Below are 15,836 nucleotides of genomic sequence, written 5' to 3'. Positions count from 1 at the left end.
GAGGAGAACAAGGACCTCGACGAGTGCACGAACGGCGCGACGGAGCTGGAGTCCTGCGGCACGGCGCCGTCCATCAAGGGGATCCAGCAGTGGCTCAACACCCCGGACGGAGAGGCCATCGATCTGAAGGATCCTGCGCGGGCAGGTCGTCCTCATCGACTTCTGGGCGTACTCCTGCATCAACTGCCAGCGCTCCATCCCGCACGTCGTGGCCTGGGATGAGACCTACCGGGACGCCGGGCTGCAGGTGATCGGCGTCCACTCGCCCGAGTACGCGTTCGAGAAGGATCCGGGGAAACGTCGCCGCCGGCGCACGCGACTTCGGCATCGAGTACCCCGTCCGCGCTCGACAACACGCTCTCCACCTGGACCAACTACCGCAATCGGTACTGGCCCGCGCACTACCTCATCGACGCGGAGGGCACCGTGCGCCACATCTCCTTCGGTGAGGGCAACTACGCCGCGACCGAGAAGATGATCAGGGAGCTGCTGCAGGACGCCGACCCCGACGTCGAGCTTCCCGCCGCCACGGACGTGAAGGACGAGACCCCCGAGGTGGGGGCCACGACCCGGGAGACCTTCCTCGGCTCCTCGAAGGACGTCAACTACGGGCGGTGGCGACGAGTACCGCCGCGGCGACGGCAGCTTCACCTTCCCCGATGGACCAGCCCGACGACAGCTTCGCGCTGGACGGGGGACTGGACCGTGGAACACCCAGTACGTGACGCCGACCGGAGACGACGGCCGGATCCGGCTGCAGTACCGCGCGGCCGAGGTGCGCATGGTCTGTCGCGGGGTCGGGTGAGGTCGTGGTCACGGACTCCGACGGGAACGAGCAGGCGATCCGGATCGACGGAACGCCGCGTTCGTACGGCCTGCTCGAGGAGGGCGACATCGAGAAGGGCACGTTCACGCTCGAGGTCCCCACCGGCGTCGAGGTGTATTCGTTCACATTCGGGTGACGTCTGCACGGGAAAGAGGGAGGAGATACGGCATGCTTATGGAGATGGTCATCGATGGGATGGACGTCCCCGAGGACGGGGCGGCGCCGCAGGATGCTGTCGCCGACCTCCTCGTCCGCGTCGCCTCCGGTGATCAGGCTGCCTTCGCCGCGCCTGTACGACTCCCTCTCCTCCCGTGTGTTCGGGCCTCATCCTCCGCGTGCTCGTGAACGCGCGCAGAGCGAGGAGGTCGCTGCAGGAGGAGTTCCTCGAGATCTGGCAATCCGCTTCCCGGTTCGCTCCGAACAAGGGACAGGGACGAACCTGGGTGATGACGATCGCGCATCGCCGGCCGTGGATCGGGTGCGGGCTTCGCAGTCGAGTGCGGACGCGGACGTGCGTGCGGGCTATCGAGACCTCGGCGTCGCGCACGACAGCGTGGCGGAACGGGTCGAACTGGGATCGAGGGAGAGCGGGTCGTCGCAGCGCTGACGGGGCTTCCCGAGGCGCAGCGGGAGGCGCTCGTCCTCGCCTACTACGGCTGGTTACAGTCAGAACGAGATCGCGGCGCTCGTGGGAGCACCGCTCGGCACGATCAAGACACGGATGAGAGACGGGCTGACCCGGCTCCGCACGGCGATGGGGGTGACGGCAATGAAACGAGAAGGACTTCGCAGAACTCGCGGCAGGTGCCGCGCTCCACGCGCTGTCGGCGGACGACGAGCGTCGGTACCGACGCGCCCTCGCCGAGCATCCGGAGTGGGCGGCGCTGCACGACGCCGACGCCGAGGCTGCTGCTCTCCTCGCTGACGGCATGGCTCCGGTCGCTCCGCCCGCCGGCATCCGCGCGGCCCTGCTCGCCCAGATCGCCCAGACTCCGCAGGATGATGCCACGGACCCCGAGGCCGACCCGGAAGGTCCCGGCGGCGGCGAGTTCGATTCCCGCCGATGAGACGGCGCCCCGCACGCCCCGACGCTGGACCCGGCTCGCGTTCGCGCTCGCCGCATGTCTCGCGCTCCTGGTGGGTGTCGGTATCGGTGCCGTCGCCCTCAACGATCAGCTGAACCGGCCGGAGAGCGTCGTCGCGCTGCAGGAGATCGAATCCGCGGGCGATGCGCAGAGAGGGCCACGGTGGAGCTCGACGACGGTGCGACGGCCACCGCGCACTGGTCGGGCTCGGTCGGCAAGGCCGTGCTGGTCACGGATGGGCTGCCCGAGGTCGCGGACGGAAGACGTACGAGCTGTGGTTCGTGCGCGGAGAGGACCCGATCGCCGCCGGCGTGTTCGATGTCGACGGTGGGGAGGCCACCGCGCTCCTCGAGGGCGAGATGCAGGCCGGCGATGCCATCGCGGTGACGGTCGAGCAGGAGGGCGGATCGCCGTCCGGACTGCCCACGACCGACCCGGTGATCGTCATCCCCGACGGCCTGAGTGGCCCCGGTCCGGCGTACCCTGGAGGGATGCCCCGAGCAGCACCACCGTCCCGTGCGTCGACCGACGAGCGCCTTCGACAACATCGTCGGCGCCCATGACCCCGCCGAGGAGACGCGCGTCGCGCACGCCACCGCCTCCGCGCTGCTGACCCGCGTCCGCGAGGACGAGAGCGGGGCGAGCGTCGAACGGCTGATCGCCTTCACGAGCGAGCACGGCATCGACGAGATCGCGGAACTGTGGTCGAAGGCGCCGTCGCGCACCCTCCCGGGGTCGCTGTGGCGGCCTGTACGTCCTCCAGCTCGCCATCCACGGCGATCCGCGCACGGCGGCCCTCCTCTACGACCGCGGGCGGGTCGAACTGCCGTCGGCCGATGCCGTGGTCGCCGTGCACCGGTGCCGGCGAGCCCGGACGAGCTCGTGGCGCTCATCGACACGATCCTGCGCGGCGCCTTCGCGGCGACTTCGCCGTGGCGCTGGAGCGCGCGGCGGCGTTCTGCCGCGTCCAGGCCTCCGGCGCGACGCACACCGCCGACGACTACGAGCCGACGGAGCCCGCCCGTGCCAGCGAGCTCACCACGCGGGGCGCTGCGGCTGAGCAGCTATGCCCAGGACCTCGCGGCGTCGGCGGCTCTGTGGCGCACCGGAGCGCTGGCCTGACTTCGGCTCTGTCGGGACGGCATCCGGACAGAGAAAGACCGGGCCGCAAGAACGCCTCTCGCGGAAGGCCGCTCGCAGCGGCGAAAATTGGAGCCCGGGGTTATGCGGCCCGGCCACTCCAGTGTACGCGAGGACGCGGTGGGTATTCCCGGCGGCCTAGGCTCGTCACATGACCCCGTCGCTTCGCCCTCATGATCGAGTCCCGTCGCCGCCGACGAGCAGCGTGACGACTACGCCGACACGTTCACGCAGGTGGACGCCGCGGCCCCCGCCCTCAGCGTCGGCGAGCTGAGCACGCAACGGGGCGATGGCGTGTTCGAGTCCATCGGCGTGATCGACGGACATGCGCAGGAGGTCGTCCCGCATCTGGAACGCCTTGCGCACTCGGCGCGACTCTGCGACCTCCCGGTGCCGAACCAGGAGCAGTGGCGTCAGGCGGATCCAGCAGGCCGCAGCACAGCTCGGGGCGGGGGAGTCGGTCATCAAGCTGATCCTCAGCCGCGGCGTCGAGCACGGGCCGACGCCGACCGCGTGGGTCACGGCGGCTCCGGGGCGGACTTCGCGGCGGTGCGGCGGAACGGCGTACAAGGTCGTCACCCTGGGACCGCGGATACGACCTCGGCGCCGCGGAACGCGCCCCCCTGGCTGCTGCTCGGGGCCAAGACGCTGTCCTACGCCGTGAACATGGCGGCCCTGCGCGAGGCCAAGCGCCGCGGAGCCGACGACGCGATCTTCCTGTCGAGCGGACGGCTTCGTGCTGGGAGGCTCCGACGGCCTCCCTCATCCTGCGCTTCGGCGACCGGTTCACGACCCCGGCCCCGACGGCGGCATCCTGCACGGGACCACGCAGCTCAGCGTCTACGACCACCTCCTCGCGCGGGGCTTCGAAGTCGGGTACGACCGCATCCCCGCCGCCGATCTGACGCAGGCCGATGCGCGTGGCTCGTGTCGAGTTGTGCGTCTCGCCACCGCCATCACCGCGATCGACGGCGCGCCCGGTTCCCGTGGACACCGCCCCTCACCGACGACCTCAACACCTACCTCCTCTCCCCGCGCGACTGAGGTCCTCCCGCTCCCACGGACACAACTTCGGAGATGCCCGGACGACACCCCGACACTCACCGCCCTGAGACCGGCGTGTCCTCGATGATCTCCGAAGCTGTGCACGGCACAGGGCGGCAAGATGCTGGGCCGAGGTCAGGGGCGGCGACGCATGGTCTCGACGATGGCGCGCTCGACGAGGGGCCCAGTCATGGAGGACCATCGCGTAGTCGAAGCGGAGCGTGGGGTGACCCCAGCCTGCAGCGGTCGCATCGCGGACCAGATCGCGGTGCCGGAGCGAGCTCTCCTCGTGGTTGGCGCGTCCGTCGGTCTCGATGATGAGCCAGCCGTCGATGAGGAGGTCCACCCGCCCGTTCCCATCACGCCGACCTGCGTCCGCACGCGCCACCCATACCGCCGGATCCGCAGCCGCACCAGAGACTCCAGCCCGCTGTCGGCGTCGCACGCGAGAACGCGATGAGGTCGCGTCCCTCGGCTCCGAGCCGGTCGCCGAGCCGGCGCAGCCCGACCTCGTCGATGAGTCCGAGCGGCGGGCGGACTCCACAGCGACGAAGAACGCCTCCGGCCCTCGGCAGCCGTAGATCTGCCGGAGCACGAGGGGGCACCCCCGGCTGCTCGAAGGCACTGCTCGACGTCGCAGCATCCCAGTGCGTCCACGCCACCGGCAGTCCTCGTGCGGATACTGGTGGCGGTCGTGGTGCATCCAGACGTGCAGGCCGGCTCGTCGAGCACCCAGAGCCCGAGATGCCGCGCTGCGGACTCGCAGCCGAGGACCCCGCCGTGGGCGGCGGCGGTCACGACCTCCACGCAGGCGCGGTCCGTTGCGTAGACCCCGCGCCGCACCCGGAGGAGGGTGCCGCCGCGCACCTGACGCTCGATTCTGCCGTCGTCCGTGCCGGGCGCGGAGCACGGCATACGTCCAGACCTGCGTCCCTCGCCCCGTGCACATCCCGCCATCATTCGCGCCGTCTCGGCCTCCCCGGCCGCGACTCGACTCGTAGCCCACCTGTCTGTGGACGATCCTCCCGACTCGCGATCTGTGCAGGAGTCACGACCCGTGCACAGCTTCGGAGATCGAAGGAGACACGCCGTGGCCGGAGCCCGGGCGACGGCGTGTCGCGCGGCATCTCGAAGTTGTGCCTGGGGAGGGGCCCGGGGACGGGGCCGGGGACAGGGCCCGGGGTCGGGCGGGGGGCAGGTTCGGGGCCCGGACGCGAGGCGTCGGGCCCGAAGGTCGAAAGAGTGCGGGTCAGCCGAAGCGGCCGGAGACGTAGTCCTCGGTGGCCTGGACGGACGGGGTGGTGAAGATGCTCGTGGTGTCGTCGTACTCGATGAGCTTGCCGGGCTTCCCGGTGCCGGCGATGTTGAAGAACGCCGTCTTGTCGGAGACTCGGGACGCCTGCTGCATGTTGTGCGTGACGATCACGATCGTGAACTCGTTCTTCAGCTCGCCGATCAGCTCCTCGATCGCGTAGGTCGAGATGGGGTCGAGCGCCGAGCACGGCTCATCCATCAGCAGCACCTCGGGGGAGACGGCGATCGCGCGGGCGATGCACAGGCGCTGCTGCTGGCCGCCCGAGAGTCCGGAGCCGGGACGGTCGAGGCGGTCCTTGACCTCGTTCCACAGGTTCGCGCCGGTGAGGGACTTCTCGACGAGGTCGTCCTGCTCGCTCTTCGACATGCGCTTGTTGTTGAGCTTCACACCCGCGAGCACGTTCTCCTTGATCGACATCGTCGGGAACGGGTTCGGGCGCTGGAAAACCATGCCGACCTGGCGACGCACGAGCACGGGGTCGACACCGGCACCGTAGAGGTCCTTGCCGTCCAGGAGCACTTCGCCCTCCACACGGGCGCCGGGGATGACCTCGTGCATGCGGTTGAGGGTGCGGAGGAAGGTGGACTTGCCGCAGCCGGACGGGCCGATGAAGGCCGTGACGCTGCGCGGCTGGATGTCGAGGGAGACGCCTTCGACCGCGAGGAAGTTGCCGTAGTAGACGTTGAGGTCGTTGACTTCGATGCTCTTGGACACGTGGATTCCTATTCTGAGTGGTCGGGCGCTCAGCGGCCGTTGACCTTCGGGGCGAACAGCTTCGCGATCAGGCGCGCGAGCAGGTTCAGCACCATGACGATGAGGATGAGGGTGAGGGCGGCGGCCCAGGCGCGCGCGACGGCGGCGTCCGGGCTCGTGCCCTGGTTCATGTACTGGTTGTAGGCGAACACCGGGAGGGTCATCATCTGGCCGTCGAAGATGTTCGTGTTCAGGCTCTGCGTGAAGCCGGCGGTGAGCAGCAGCGGGGCGGTCTCGCCGATCACGCGGGAGATGGCGAGCATCACCGAGGTCATGATGCCGGCGATCGAGGTGGGCAGCACGACCTTGAGGATCGTGAGCCACTTCGGCACGCCCAGGGCGTAGGAGGCCTCGCGCAGCTCGTTCGGAACGATCCGCAGCAGCTCCTCGCTGCCTCGCACCACCACCGGGGTCATCAGCACCGCGAGCGCGAGCGCGCCCATGAAGCCCATCGAGATGCCAGGGCGGATCAGGAGCGCGAACACCGCGTAGATGAACAGACCGGCGACGATCGAGGGGATGCCGGTCATCACGTCGACGAAGAACGTGATGGCCTTGGCGATCTTGCCGCGGCCGTACTCGACGAGGTAGATCGAGGTCATCAGGCCGACCGGCACCGAGATGATCGTGGCCGTGAGCGTGATGAGGACGGTGCCCCAGATCGCGTGCACGATGCCGCCGCCGTCGCCGACGACGTTGCGCATCGAGTAGGAGAAGAACTCGGCGTCGAAGCGCTCGATGCCGTTCGCCACCACGGTCCACAGCAGCGAGATCAGCGGCAGCAGGGCGATGAGGAAGGCGGTGGCGACGAGGGCCGTCATCAGGCGGTCCACGGCCTTCCGGCGGCTCTCCGCGATGGAGGAGATCACGGTGATGATCACCATGTAGAGCAGGATGCCGACGATGACGGTGCCCGCGACGTTGAAGTCGGCGAGCGGGGTGTCGGACCCGGCGGCGGCGACGCCGAAGACCGCGGCGGACACGACGAAGGAGACGCCGAGAAGGGCCCACGGCGCCCACTTCGGAAGACGGCCGGAGGTGAGGGCGGTGGTGCTCGCGGAGGGCGGAGCGCTGGTGAGGGCGGTCATGTCAGTTCGCTCCCGAGAACTCGGCGCGGCGGGCGACGATCCAGCGCGCCACCGCATTGACCGCGAAGGTCACGACGAAGAGGATGAGGCCGGTCGCGATCAGCGTGTTCACGCCGGTGCCGTGCGCCTCCGGGAAGGCGAGCGCGATGTTGGCGGGGATCGGCGTGGGGTTGGTGGCGGTGAGCACGAGGAAGCTGACCACCGCGGAGGGGGAGAGCACCATCGTCACGGCCATGGTCTCGCCGAGTGCGCGGCCGAGGGCCAGCATCGCGGCCGACACCATGCCGCCGCGGGCGAAGGGGAGGACGGCCATGCGGACCATCTCCCAGCGGGTGGAGCCGAGGGCGAGGGCCGCCTCCTCATGGAGCTTCGGGGTCTGCAGGAAGACCTCGCGGCAGATGGCGGTCATGATCGGGATGCACATCACGGCGAGCACGAGGGCGGCGGTGAGGATGGTCTTCCCGGTCGCGGAGACCTGACCACCGAAGAACGGCACCCACGACGCGTTCTCGTTGAGCCAGACGTAGATCGGCTGCAGCATGGGCGCGAGCACGAGGCCGCCCCAGAGGCCGAAGACCACGGAGGGCACCGCGGCGAGCAGGTCGATGATGTAGCCGAGGAAGGCGGCGAGTCGGCGGTGCGCGTAGTGCGAGATGAAGAGGGCGATGCCGATCGCGATGGGCGCGGCGATCAGGAGGGCGATGAACGACGCCCAGAGCGTGCCGAAGACGAGGGGCCACACGTACACCCAGAACGACTCGCCCCGGAGGATGTGGTTGTCGGTGGTGTCGAGCTGGAAGGCCGGCAGGCTCTGGATGACGAGGAAGGCGGCGACGAGCGCCAGCACGACCAGGATGATGATGCCGGCCGCCAGCGCGGTGCCGGAGAAGACCCGGTCGCCGAGGCGCTGCTTGGCCTTGATCGGTGTGGGCGGCGCCGGGGTCGGTGCCGGGTGCCGTTGTCGGCTCCTGCGCGGTCGTGCTCATGATCTCCCTGTCTCGGGCCGGGTGGAGATGGATCGGGTGCTGACCTGGCGGAGCCCCCGCGCCCGCTCGGGGACGCGGGGGGCACCGTCGTCAGTGGATCGGCAGGATCAGCCGACCTGGATCAGGTCGATCGCGGCCTGGACCTGCTCGCGCAGGCCGTCCGAGATCGGGGCGCTGCCGGCGTTCTCCGCGGCGGCATCCTGGCCCTCGGCGCTCGCGACGTACGTGAAGTACTCCTTCACGAGCTCCGCGACGTTGCTGTCCTCGTACTGCTCGCAGCCGATGAGGTAGCTGACCAGGGCGATCGGGTAGGCGCCGTCCGCGGCAGCGGCCGGGTCGACGTCGAAGACGAGGTCACCCTCGCCACGGCCCTCGGCGAGCGGCGAGCCCTCGACGAGCTTCGCGGCGGCCTCGGCCGAGTAGGCGACGAAGTCCTCGCCGACGCCCACGGCGACCTGGCCGAGGCCGTCCGCCTGCGAGGCGTCGAGGAAGCCGATGGCGCCGTTGCCGGCGGTGAGAGCCTGCTTGACACCCGAGGTGCCCTGAGCAGCCTCGCCGCCCTGGATCGGCCACTCGTCCGAGACCTCGTAGGTCCAGACGTCGGGGGCCGTCGCGCTGAGGTACTTGGCGAAGGTCTCCTGCGTGCCGGAAGGGTCGGAGCGGTGCACCGGCGAGATGGCCAGGTCGGGCAGCTCGACGCCGTCGTTGAGGGCCGCGATGGCCTCGTCGTTCCAGTTGGTGATCGTGCCGGCGAAGATGCCCGCGATCGTGGCGGCGTCGAGGTTCAGCGTGTCGATGCCCTCGAGGTTGAAGGCGACCGCGACGGGGGAGATGTAGAGGGGGACCTCGACGATGTCGTCGGTGGTGCAGGCGCCGAAGCCGCCGGCGGCGATCTCCTCGTCGTTGAACGCGCGGTCGGAGCCGATGAAGTTGCTGCCGCCCTCGAGGAAGTTCTCGCGGCCGGTGCCGGAGCCGGTGGGCTCGTAGTTGACCGTCACGTCGGGGTTGGCCGTCTGGAATGCGGCGACCCAGGCCTCCTGGGCTGCGGTCTGCGAGGACGCGCCGGTCGCGTCGATCGTGCCGGAGAGCGTGGACTCCGAGGGCTCTTCGCTGGAGCCGCCGGTTCCGCCTTCGTTCGCGGCACAGCCGGCGAGGGCGAGAGCGGCGACGGCGCCGATGGCGCCGATTCGTGCGATTCGGGAGATCTTCACTGTGGATCCTTCGATCTTGGAGGGGTGGGGCCCGGTGCAGGGCACACAGTGACGCTAGGGGCGACGGTTAACGAGACTCTCCCGCGCAGTGTGAACGGCAGGTGAACGGCCAGCGACTCTCTGGGGCCGATCCCCGTCGTTGTGCGGGTCCCAGGGGCGCCTCCTCCGTTCGAATCGCCCACTGTGCGCCATCCCCGGCCCGGATGCAGCCACGTGAGCGACTCGAACGAGGGAGGGGTCAGACCTTCGGCGCGTGGGTCTCGATCGAGATGATGCCGGAGCCGGGGTTCGTCGCCGAGACATGCACCACGGAGAACGCGCCGGTCTCCAGATCGGCGGCGCTGCTGACGTAGGAGCCGTGCACGGTGCCGGTCGCGAGGGCGATCTCCGAGAGGAGCGCGGGGAGCACGGGGCCGTGACTGCAGAGCACCGCGGGCTTGCCGGCACGGATGCGGCGACCGACGACGGAACGGAGGTCGGCGACGCCGTCCTCCCATGCGTCCTGGCTGATCTTCTCGGTGAGGACCGGCTTGCGGTCCAGGGCCTTGGCGAGCGGGGTGACGGTCTGCACGCAGCGCCACCGCGTCGCTGGTGACGATCTTGCGCACGCCGAAAGCGCGGAGCGGTCCGACGATGGCCTTGGCCTGCCGCTTCCCGCGGTCGGTGAGCGGCCGGGGCCGCGTCCGCCTTGTCCCACTCCGACCGGGGCAGGCCTTCGCGTGCCGGAGGGCGATCACCGGGAAGGTCCGCAGCACGCCGTCGTCCACCAGCGCCGCGAACGCATCGAGGATCTCGAGGTCCACCGGGTAGCTCAGCGCGGCACGCGCCTTCTTCACGCTGACCCACTCGAGGGCGGCGATCTCGCGGTTCGGCACGAACGTCGAGGCGCGGATCGCGGCATCCGTGGCCTCGGCCGCCCAGTAGTGGACGACCCTTCTGCTTGCGGGACGCGAGGTGATAGCGGCTGATCCCGACGGGGACGCCGAGTGCCACCCGGATGCCGGTCTCCTCGTGCACCTCGCGCACGGCGGTCTCCGCGAGCATCTCGCCCGGGTCGACCTTGCCCTTCGGGAGGGTGACGTCGCGGTACTTGGTGCGGTGGATGAGCAGGATGCGCAGCTTGCCGTCGACCAGACGCCACACGACGGCCCCGGCCGCGTACACGGCCTTGTCCGCCCACTTCGTGTCCGCCGCGGACGCCGGGAGCTGGACCTGCCGCGCCGTCATCGAACCGCCCGCGCCCGACGACGTCGCTGGATCATCCCCATGGTCTTATCCTGCAGGTCGACGAGCGGCTTGCCATCGGCATCCACGGCGTGGCGCTCCCACACTCCGTCGCGGCCGAGATGCCACGACGAGGTCTGGTCGTCCATCGCCAGGTCGAAGAAGGCGGTCAGCTCCTTGAGGTGCGCGGGGTCGGTGACCCGCACCAGGGCCTCGACGCGACGGTCGAGGTTGCGGTGCATCATGTCGGCACTGCCGATGTACACCTGCGGGTCGCCGTCGTTCTCGAACGTGAAGATGCGGGAGTGCTCGAGGTAGCGGCCGAGGATGCTGCGGACCGTGATGTTGTCGCTGATCCCGTCGAGATCGGTCCGCAGGCTGCAGATGCCGCGCACCCACACGTCGACCTTCACCCCGGCGGCACTGGCGCGGTACAGCGCGTCGATGATCTCCTCGTCGACCATCGAGTTGACCTTGATGCGGATGTGCGCGGGCTTTCCCGACTCGGCGATCCGGCGTTCCGCGTCGATCAGCCGACGAGGCCCTTGCGGAGGTGGAGCGGGGCGACGAGCAGACGCTTGAACTTCTTCTCGATCGCGTAGCCGCTGAGCTCGTTGAACAGCCGCGTGAGATCCTTGCCGACCTGGGCGTCGGCGGTGAACAGCCCGAAGTCCTCGTAGATGCGGCTGGTCTTCGGGTTGTAGTTGCCGGTGCCGACGTGCGAGTAGTGCTGGAGCTTGCCGTCCTCCTCGCGGATCACGAGGGCGAGCTTGCAGTGCGTCTTGAGGCCGACCAGGCCGTACACCACGTGCACGCCGGCCTTCTCCAGCTTGCGCGCCCACACGATGTTGTTCGCCTCGTCGAATCGCGCCTTCACCTCGACGAGCGCGAGCACCTGCTTGCCTGCCTCGGCCGCGTCGATGAGGGCCTGCACGACGGGGCTGTCTCCGGAGGTCCGGTACAGCGTCTGCTTGATGGCGAGCACGTGCGGGTCGCGGGCGGCCTGCTCGAGGAACGCCTGCACGCTCGTGGTGAAGGACTCGTACGGGTGGTGCACGAGGACGTCGGACTTGCGGATCGCCTTGAAGATGTCGGCTCGGTTGCTCGACCCCGCGGGCTGGAAGGCGACGGCGGTGGTGGGCAGGTGCGGCGGGTACCGCAGGTCCGGACGGTCGATCCGCGACAGGTCGAACAGGCCGCGCAGGTCGAGGGGACCAGGGAGGCGATAGACCTCCAGGTCCGTGATGTCGAGTTCCCGGACCAGCAGGTCCATGGTGACATCGTCCATGTCATCGGTGATCTCGAGCCGGATCGGAGGGCCGAACCGACGACGCAGCAGCTCGGCTTCGAGTGCCTGGATGAGGTTCTCGCTCTCGTCCTCCTCGATCTCCACGTCCTCGTTGCGGGTGAGGCGGAACGCGTGGTGGTCGAGCACCTCCATGCCGGGGAGAGGTCGCCGAGGTGGTTGGCGATGAGTTCCTCCAGCCGCAGGAAGCGCTTGATCTCGCCGCCGCCCGGCACCTCGACGAAGCGCGGCAGCATGGGCGGCACCTTGAGTCGCGCGAACTCCTGCCGGCCGGTCCGCGCGTTGCGGATGCGGATGGCGAGGTTCAGGGAGAGGCCGGAGATGTACGGGAACGGGTGCGCCGGGTCGACCGCGAGCGGCATCAGCACCGGGAAGACCTGCGCCCCGAAGTAGTCCGACAGCGCCCGGCGCTCGTCGTCGGTGAGATCGGACCACTCGGTGATCTCGATGCCGGAGTCGGCGAGAGCGGGACGGACGAGCGTCGTCCACGCGTCCGCGTGGCGGAGCTGGAGCGCGTGGGCCTCCCGCGAGATGTCGGCGAGGGCGTCGACGGGGGAGCGCCCGATGTTGGTCGGCACGGCGAGACCGGTCATGATGCGCCGCTTGAGTCCGGCGACACGCACCATGAAGAACTCGTCGAGGTTGCTGGCGAAGATCGCCAGGAAGTTCGCCCGCTCCAGCTCCGGCAGCGACGGATCCTCCGCGAGCTCCAGCACGCGCTGGTTGAACGCGAGCCAGCTCAGCTCGCGGTCCAGATAGCGGTGGTCGGGGAGCTGCGAGTCCGGCGCCTCGACGGCGTCGTCGAAGTCGGTCGTCTTCGGCGTCACCGAGGCCGGCGTCGGCGAGTGCGGGATCGATCATGGGGTACATCTAAGCACCGGCAGGTGTCGGACGTGTGAACAGCGGTCAGCGCGAGCCGACCAGGCTGTCCGTCCTCGTAGACGTTGAAGCGGTAACCGACGTTGCGCACCGTGCCGATGATCTGCTCCTGATCGCCGAGCTTGGCGCGCAGCCGCCGCACGTGCACGTCGACGGTCCTGGTACCGCCGAAGTAGTCATACCCCCCACACCTCGCTCAGCAGCTGCTCACGGGTGAACACCCGCGAGGGATGGGTCGCGAGGAAGTGCAGGAGCTGGAACTCCTTGTAGGTGAGGTCGAGCGGTCGCCCGTGCAGCTTCGCCGAGTACGACTGCTCGTCGATCGTGACCCCGGAGGCCTGCACGCGCGCCGGCTCCGCGACCTCGTCCCGTCGGGCGAGCGCGAGGCGCACGCGGGCGTCGATCTCGGCGGGGCCGGCGGTGGACAGCAGCACATCGTCGATGCCCCATTCGCCCGACAGTGCGCTCATGCCGCCCTCGGTCACGACGAGCAGGAGCGGCGCATCCTGCCCGGTCGCCCGCAGCAGACGGCACAGCGACTTCGCCCCGACGAGGTCGTGACGGCCGTCGACGATCACGATGTCGTACTCCGGGGCGTTGATGAGCTGGGCCGGCTCGGCGGGGATCTGCCGCGTGCGATGACTCAGCAGCTCGAGGGCGGGCAGCACCTGCTCCGAGAGCGGAGCATTGGTCAGAACCAGCACCAGGGCCACGCGCACCTCCTCACCGGCGGGGGGATCGACGCCGTGCCGCCATGATAGCGGCCGCCGATGCGCAAGAATGGTGACATGTCAGAACCGGCTCTCGCGCCCCGCAACGCCTTCACCGGCGTGATCGCGGTCTGGGCGACCGCGTTCGTCGGCAGCATCGTCATCGGGATCTTCGCTCCGGAGGAGTGGCGGATCCCCTGGATGCTCGTGGGCTTCGGTGCGGTCGTGCTCCTCTCCTTCGCGGTGCAGCTCTGGTACGGCCGCACGCAGGGCTTCATCTTCCGCGTCGCGAGCAGCGTGACGGGCTCCCTGCTGCTGATGGGGATCATCTCCGTCGGCTTCGGCCTGGGCCGCCCTCATCCCTGCCTGAGCCGGATCGCCGGGGGTAAGGTGGAGGTCATGGACATCATGGCGCTCGAAATCTTCTTCATCGGCCTGCTGGCCTGGCGAGCCTCGCGATCGTGTTCGTCTCGGCCGTGGTGCTGCGCAACCTCTTCCGCGGCCAGCGCTGACGACATCGTGATCGAGCTCCCCACAGACCTCCCCGCCGACCTCGCCCCGCTGCGTGGTTGATCGGCGTGTGGGAGGGCTCCGGGGTGATCGACTACCCCGTCGGGGAGGAGCGGCTGCAGGGGGAGTTCACCCATCGCGTGAGCTTCAGCCATGACGGCGGACCGTTCCTCAACTACGCGGCGACCGCCACGTTCGTCGGCGATGAAGCCGCACCCGCCGTCCCGCTGACCGCCGAGTCCGGATTCTGGCGACTGCGCGACCGGCTGCGGCGACCGATGCAGGTCCCGCCCTGCTCCCGCCGACGGCGACGCCCGTGACCCGCACCGTCGACGACGTCGAGACGCTGCGATCGCCCAACGGCGCCTTCCCGCTCGAGGTGTCGCTGGCCCGCTCGGACGGCATGCTCGAGTACTACGTCGGTGAGATCAACGGTCCTCGTGTCGACCTCTCGTCCGACGCCATCGTGCGCGGCGCCGGTGCCAAGGACTACGCCTCCGCCTCGCGGATGTACGGGCTCGTCGACGGGCACCTGCTGTGGGCGTGGGACATCGCGGCCCTCGGCACACCTCTGCGGGCGCACGCCTCGGCGCGTCTCGCCCGCGTCTGAACGGAGCACACCGTGAGCAGCAGCGTCTTCGACGGCGTCCCCGGAGCGATCACGGGTGAGCGCGGGATCGCCCACTTCGGCGACCCCTTCCGCGAGCAGCGGCGTCTCGCAACCGGAACGGCCATCGCGCCCCTCGACGACCGGACGGTCATCGAGGTGTCCGGCCCCGAACGCCTCCCGTGGCTCGACTCCATCACGTCCCAGGCGGTGAGCGGCTTGCGCGCAGGGGAGAGCACCGAGCTCCTCGTGCTCGACCCGCAGGGGCGGGTGGAGCACGCGGCCGGCGTCCTCGACGACGGCATCTCGACCTGGCTCCTCGCGGACGCCGGCGACGCCGAGGGACTCGCGAGGTGGCTGACACGGATGAAGTTCCGCACCCAGGCCACCGTCGAGCTGCGCCCCGACCTCGCGCTGCTCGGATTCGTCGACGGCGGCTCCGCTGCCGACCGCGTGCGCGGCCTCGACGGTGTGCGGGTGTGGGTCGACCCCTGGCAGCGCATCAGCGTGGGCGGCCACCAGTACGCCGCGGTGCCCTCCCACCCCGGGGCGGACCTCGCCTGGCGGATCGGCATCGTGCCCGAGACGGCGGCGCGCGCACTCGCCGCGGACCCTCGACCGCGAGGACGTCGCCGGGGCTGCTCGCCGCCGAGGCCCTGCGGATCGCCGCCTGGCGTCCGCGCTGGGCAGCCGAGGTCGACGAGCGGTCGTTACCGCACGAGTCGGACTGGCTCCGCAGTGCCGTGCACTTGAACAAGGGCTGCTACCGCGGCCAGGAGACGGTCGCGAAGGTGCACAACCTCGGGCATCCGCCGCGGCGTCTCGCACTGCTCCAGCTCGACGGCAGCGACGCCGTGCTTCCGGAACCCGGTGCTCCGGTGTTCGCGGGTGATGACGAGGTCGGGCACATCACCTCCTCCGCGCGGCATCACGAGGACGGGCCGATCGCCCTCGCTCTCCTGTCCCGCCGCGCCCCCGTCGGCGACCTCGTCGTCCGCGCCGAAGGGATCGACATCGCCGCGTCCCAGCAGATCATCGTGCCAGCGGACGCGGGCGCCACCGCGGATGTGCCGCGACTGACGCGGCTGTCCCGCCGTCCCACAGCGCCGGATCCCGCGACGCCGGAGTCTGAGCTGACGGGCGCCGGTCAGG

13 protein-coding genes and 6 pseudogenes are annotated in these 15,836 nt (G+C 69.9%); 10 read left to right on the top strand and 9 right to left on the bottom strand.

Annotation, left to right across the window (positions count from 1 at the left end):
• From AB1285_RS19070 to AB1285_RS19045, 6 genes and pseudogenes are all read left to right on the top strand, one after another.
• Nucleotides 1–222, top strand: a 222-nt coding sequence (locus AB1285_RS19070; RefSeq protein ID WP_429977653.1) for a hypothetical protein, incomplete at its 5' end; no start/stop codon positions are given.
• Between the two features lie 587 nt (nucleotides 223–809).
• Entirely contained in the window at nucleotides 810–962 is a 153-nt protein-coding gene (locus AB1285_RS19065) for a hypothetical protein (protein ID WP_429977652.1), read from the top strand.
• A gap of 32 nt (nucleotides 963–994) precedes the next feature.
• Nucleotides 995–1,595 (top strand): annotated as a pseudogene (locus AB1285_RS19060) (sigma-70 family RNA polymerase sigma factor); the annotation flags it as partial.
• Nucleotides 1,596–1,755: 160 nt separating this feature from the next.
• Nucleotides 1,756–1,893 carry a hypothetical protein gene (locus AB1285_RS19055; protein ID WP_429977651.1) on the top strand — a complete coding sequence of 46 codons (138 nt, stop codon included), beginning with the start codon at nucleotides 1,756–1,758 and terminating at the stop codon, nucleotides 1,891–1,893.
• 299 nt (nucleotides 1,894–2,192) lie between these two features.
• Nucleotides 2,193–2,474, top strand: coding sequence for an anti-sigma factor domain-containing protein (locus AB1285_RS19050; RefSeq protein ID WP_429977650.1), 282 nt, complete (start codon nucleotides 2,193–2,195; stop codon nucleotides 2,472–2,474).
• Nucleotides 2,395–3,033 (top strand): annotated as a pseudogene (locus AB1285_RS19045) (DNA-directed RNA polymerase subunit beta). Before AB1285_RS19050 ends, AB1285_RS19045 begins: the two are co-directional and overlap by 80 nt.
• A 189-nt stretch (nucleotides 3,034–3,222) precedes the next feature.
• Here the strand turns inward: AB1285_RS19045 and AB1285_RS19040 are convergent.
• On the bottom strand, nucleotides 3,223–3,516 hold the full coding sequence (locus tag AB1285_RS19040; protein WP_429977657.1) for a hypothetical protein: 294 nt from the start codon (nucleotides 3,514–3,516) through the stop codon (nucleotides 3,223–3,225).
• Here AB1285_RS19040 and AB1285_RS19035 point away from each other — a divergent pair.
• A complete protein-coding gene (locus tag AB1285_RS19035) occupies nucleotides 3,442–4,095 on the top strand; it encodes an aminotransferase class IV (protein ID WP_429977656.1) in 654 nt (217 codons plus the stop codon). The two genes, AB1285_RS19040 and AB1285_RS19035, sit on opposite strands and share 75 nt — an antisense overlap.
• Before the next feature lie 1,249 nt (nucleotides 4,096–5,344).
• Here the strand turns inward: AB1285_RS19035 and pstB are convergent.
• The 8 genes and pseudogenes from pstB to AB1285_RS18995 all read right to left on the bottom strand — a co-directional run.
• Complete coding sequence (gene pstB / locus AB1285_RS19030) at nucleotides 5,345–6,124, bottom strand: phosphate ABC transporter ATP-binding protein PstB (RefSeq protein WP_025104291.1); 780 nt, start codon at nucleotides 6,122–6,124, stop codon at nucleotides 5,345–5,347.
• A 29-nt stretch (nucleotides 6,125–6,153) separates the two neighbouring features.
• Nucleotides 6,154–7,251 carry a phosphate ABC transporter permease PstA gene (pstA, locus tag AB1285_RS19025; protein WP_292794903.1) on the bottom strand — a complete coding sequence of 366 codons (1,098 nt, stop codon included), beginning with the start codon at nucleotides 7,249–7,251 and terminating at the stop codon, nucleotides 6,154–6,156.
• Between the two features lies 1 nt (nucleotide 7,252).
• Complete coding sequence (pstC, locus tag AB1285_RS19020) at nucleotides 7,253–8,173, bottom strand: phosphate ABC transporter permease subunit PstC (protein ID WP_429977655.1); 921 nt, start codon at nucleotides 8,171–8,173, stop codon at nucleotides 7,253–7,255.
• A 171-nt stretch (nucleotides 8,174–8,344) separates the two neighbouring features.
• Nucleotides 8,345–9,448, bottom strand: a complete 1,104-nt coding sequence (locus AB1285_RS19015; RefSeq protein WP_187662093.1) for a phosphate ABC transporter substrate-binding protein PstS — start codon at nucleotides 9,446–9,448, stop codon at nucleotides 8,345–8,347.
• Between the two features lie 238 nt (nucleotides 9,449–9,686).
• Complete coding sequence (locus AB1285_RS19010) at nucleotides 9,687–10,019, bottom strand: hypothetical protein (RefSeq protein WP_429977649.1); 333 nt, start codon at nucleotides 10,017–10,019, stop codon at nucleotides 9,687–9,689.
• 413 nt (nucleotides 10,020–10,432) lie between these two features.
• Nucleotides 10,433–10,675 (bottom strand): annotated as a pseudogene (locus AB1285_RS19005) (NUDIX domain-containing protein); the annotation flags it as partial.
• A pseudogene (locus tag AB1285_RS19000) lies at nucleotides 10,672–12,839 on the bottom strand (RNA degradosome polyphosphate kinase). The pseudogenes AB1285_RS19000 and AB1285_RS19005, both read right to left, overlap by 4 nt.
• 70 nt (nucleotides 12,840–12,909) lie before the next feature.
• Nucleotides 12,910–13,570, bottom strand: a pseudogene (locus AB1285_RS18995) (winged helix-turn-helix transcriptional regulator); the annotation flags it as partial.
• A 516-nt stretch (nucleotides 13,571–14,086) separates the two neighbouring features.
• On the opposite strand from AB1285_RS18995, the pseudogene AB1285_RS18990 reads away from it, so the two are divergent.
• From AB1285_RS18990 to AB1285_RS18980, 3 genes and pseudogenes are all read left to right on the top strand, one after another.
• Nucleotides 14,087–14,687: pseudogene (locus tag AB1285_RS18990) on the top strand (FABP family protein).
• Nucleotides 14,688–14,699: 12 nt separating this feature from the next.
• A complete protein-coding gene (locus tag AB1285_RS18985) occupies nucleotides 14,700–15,437 on the top strand; it encodes a hypothetical protein (protein WP_429977648.1) in 738 nt (245 codons plus the stop codon).
• Nucleotides 15,323–15,836 (top strand): YgfZ/GcvT domain-containing protein (locus AB1285_RS18980; RefSeq protein WP_429977654.1); only part of this gene is annotated, 514 nt, incomplete at its 3' end. The genes AB1285_RS18985 and AB1285_RS18980, both read left to right, overlap by 115 nt.

Source organism: Microbacterium sp. NRRL B-14842 (assembly GCF_050470785.1).
The sequence above is the reverse complement of the archived record's forward strand: the minus strand, read 5'-3'. Positions and strand labels throughout refer to the sequence as shown.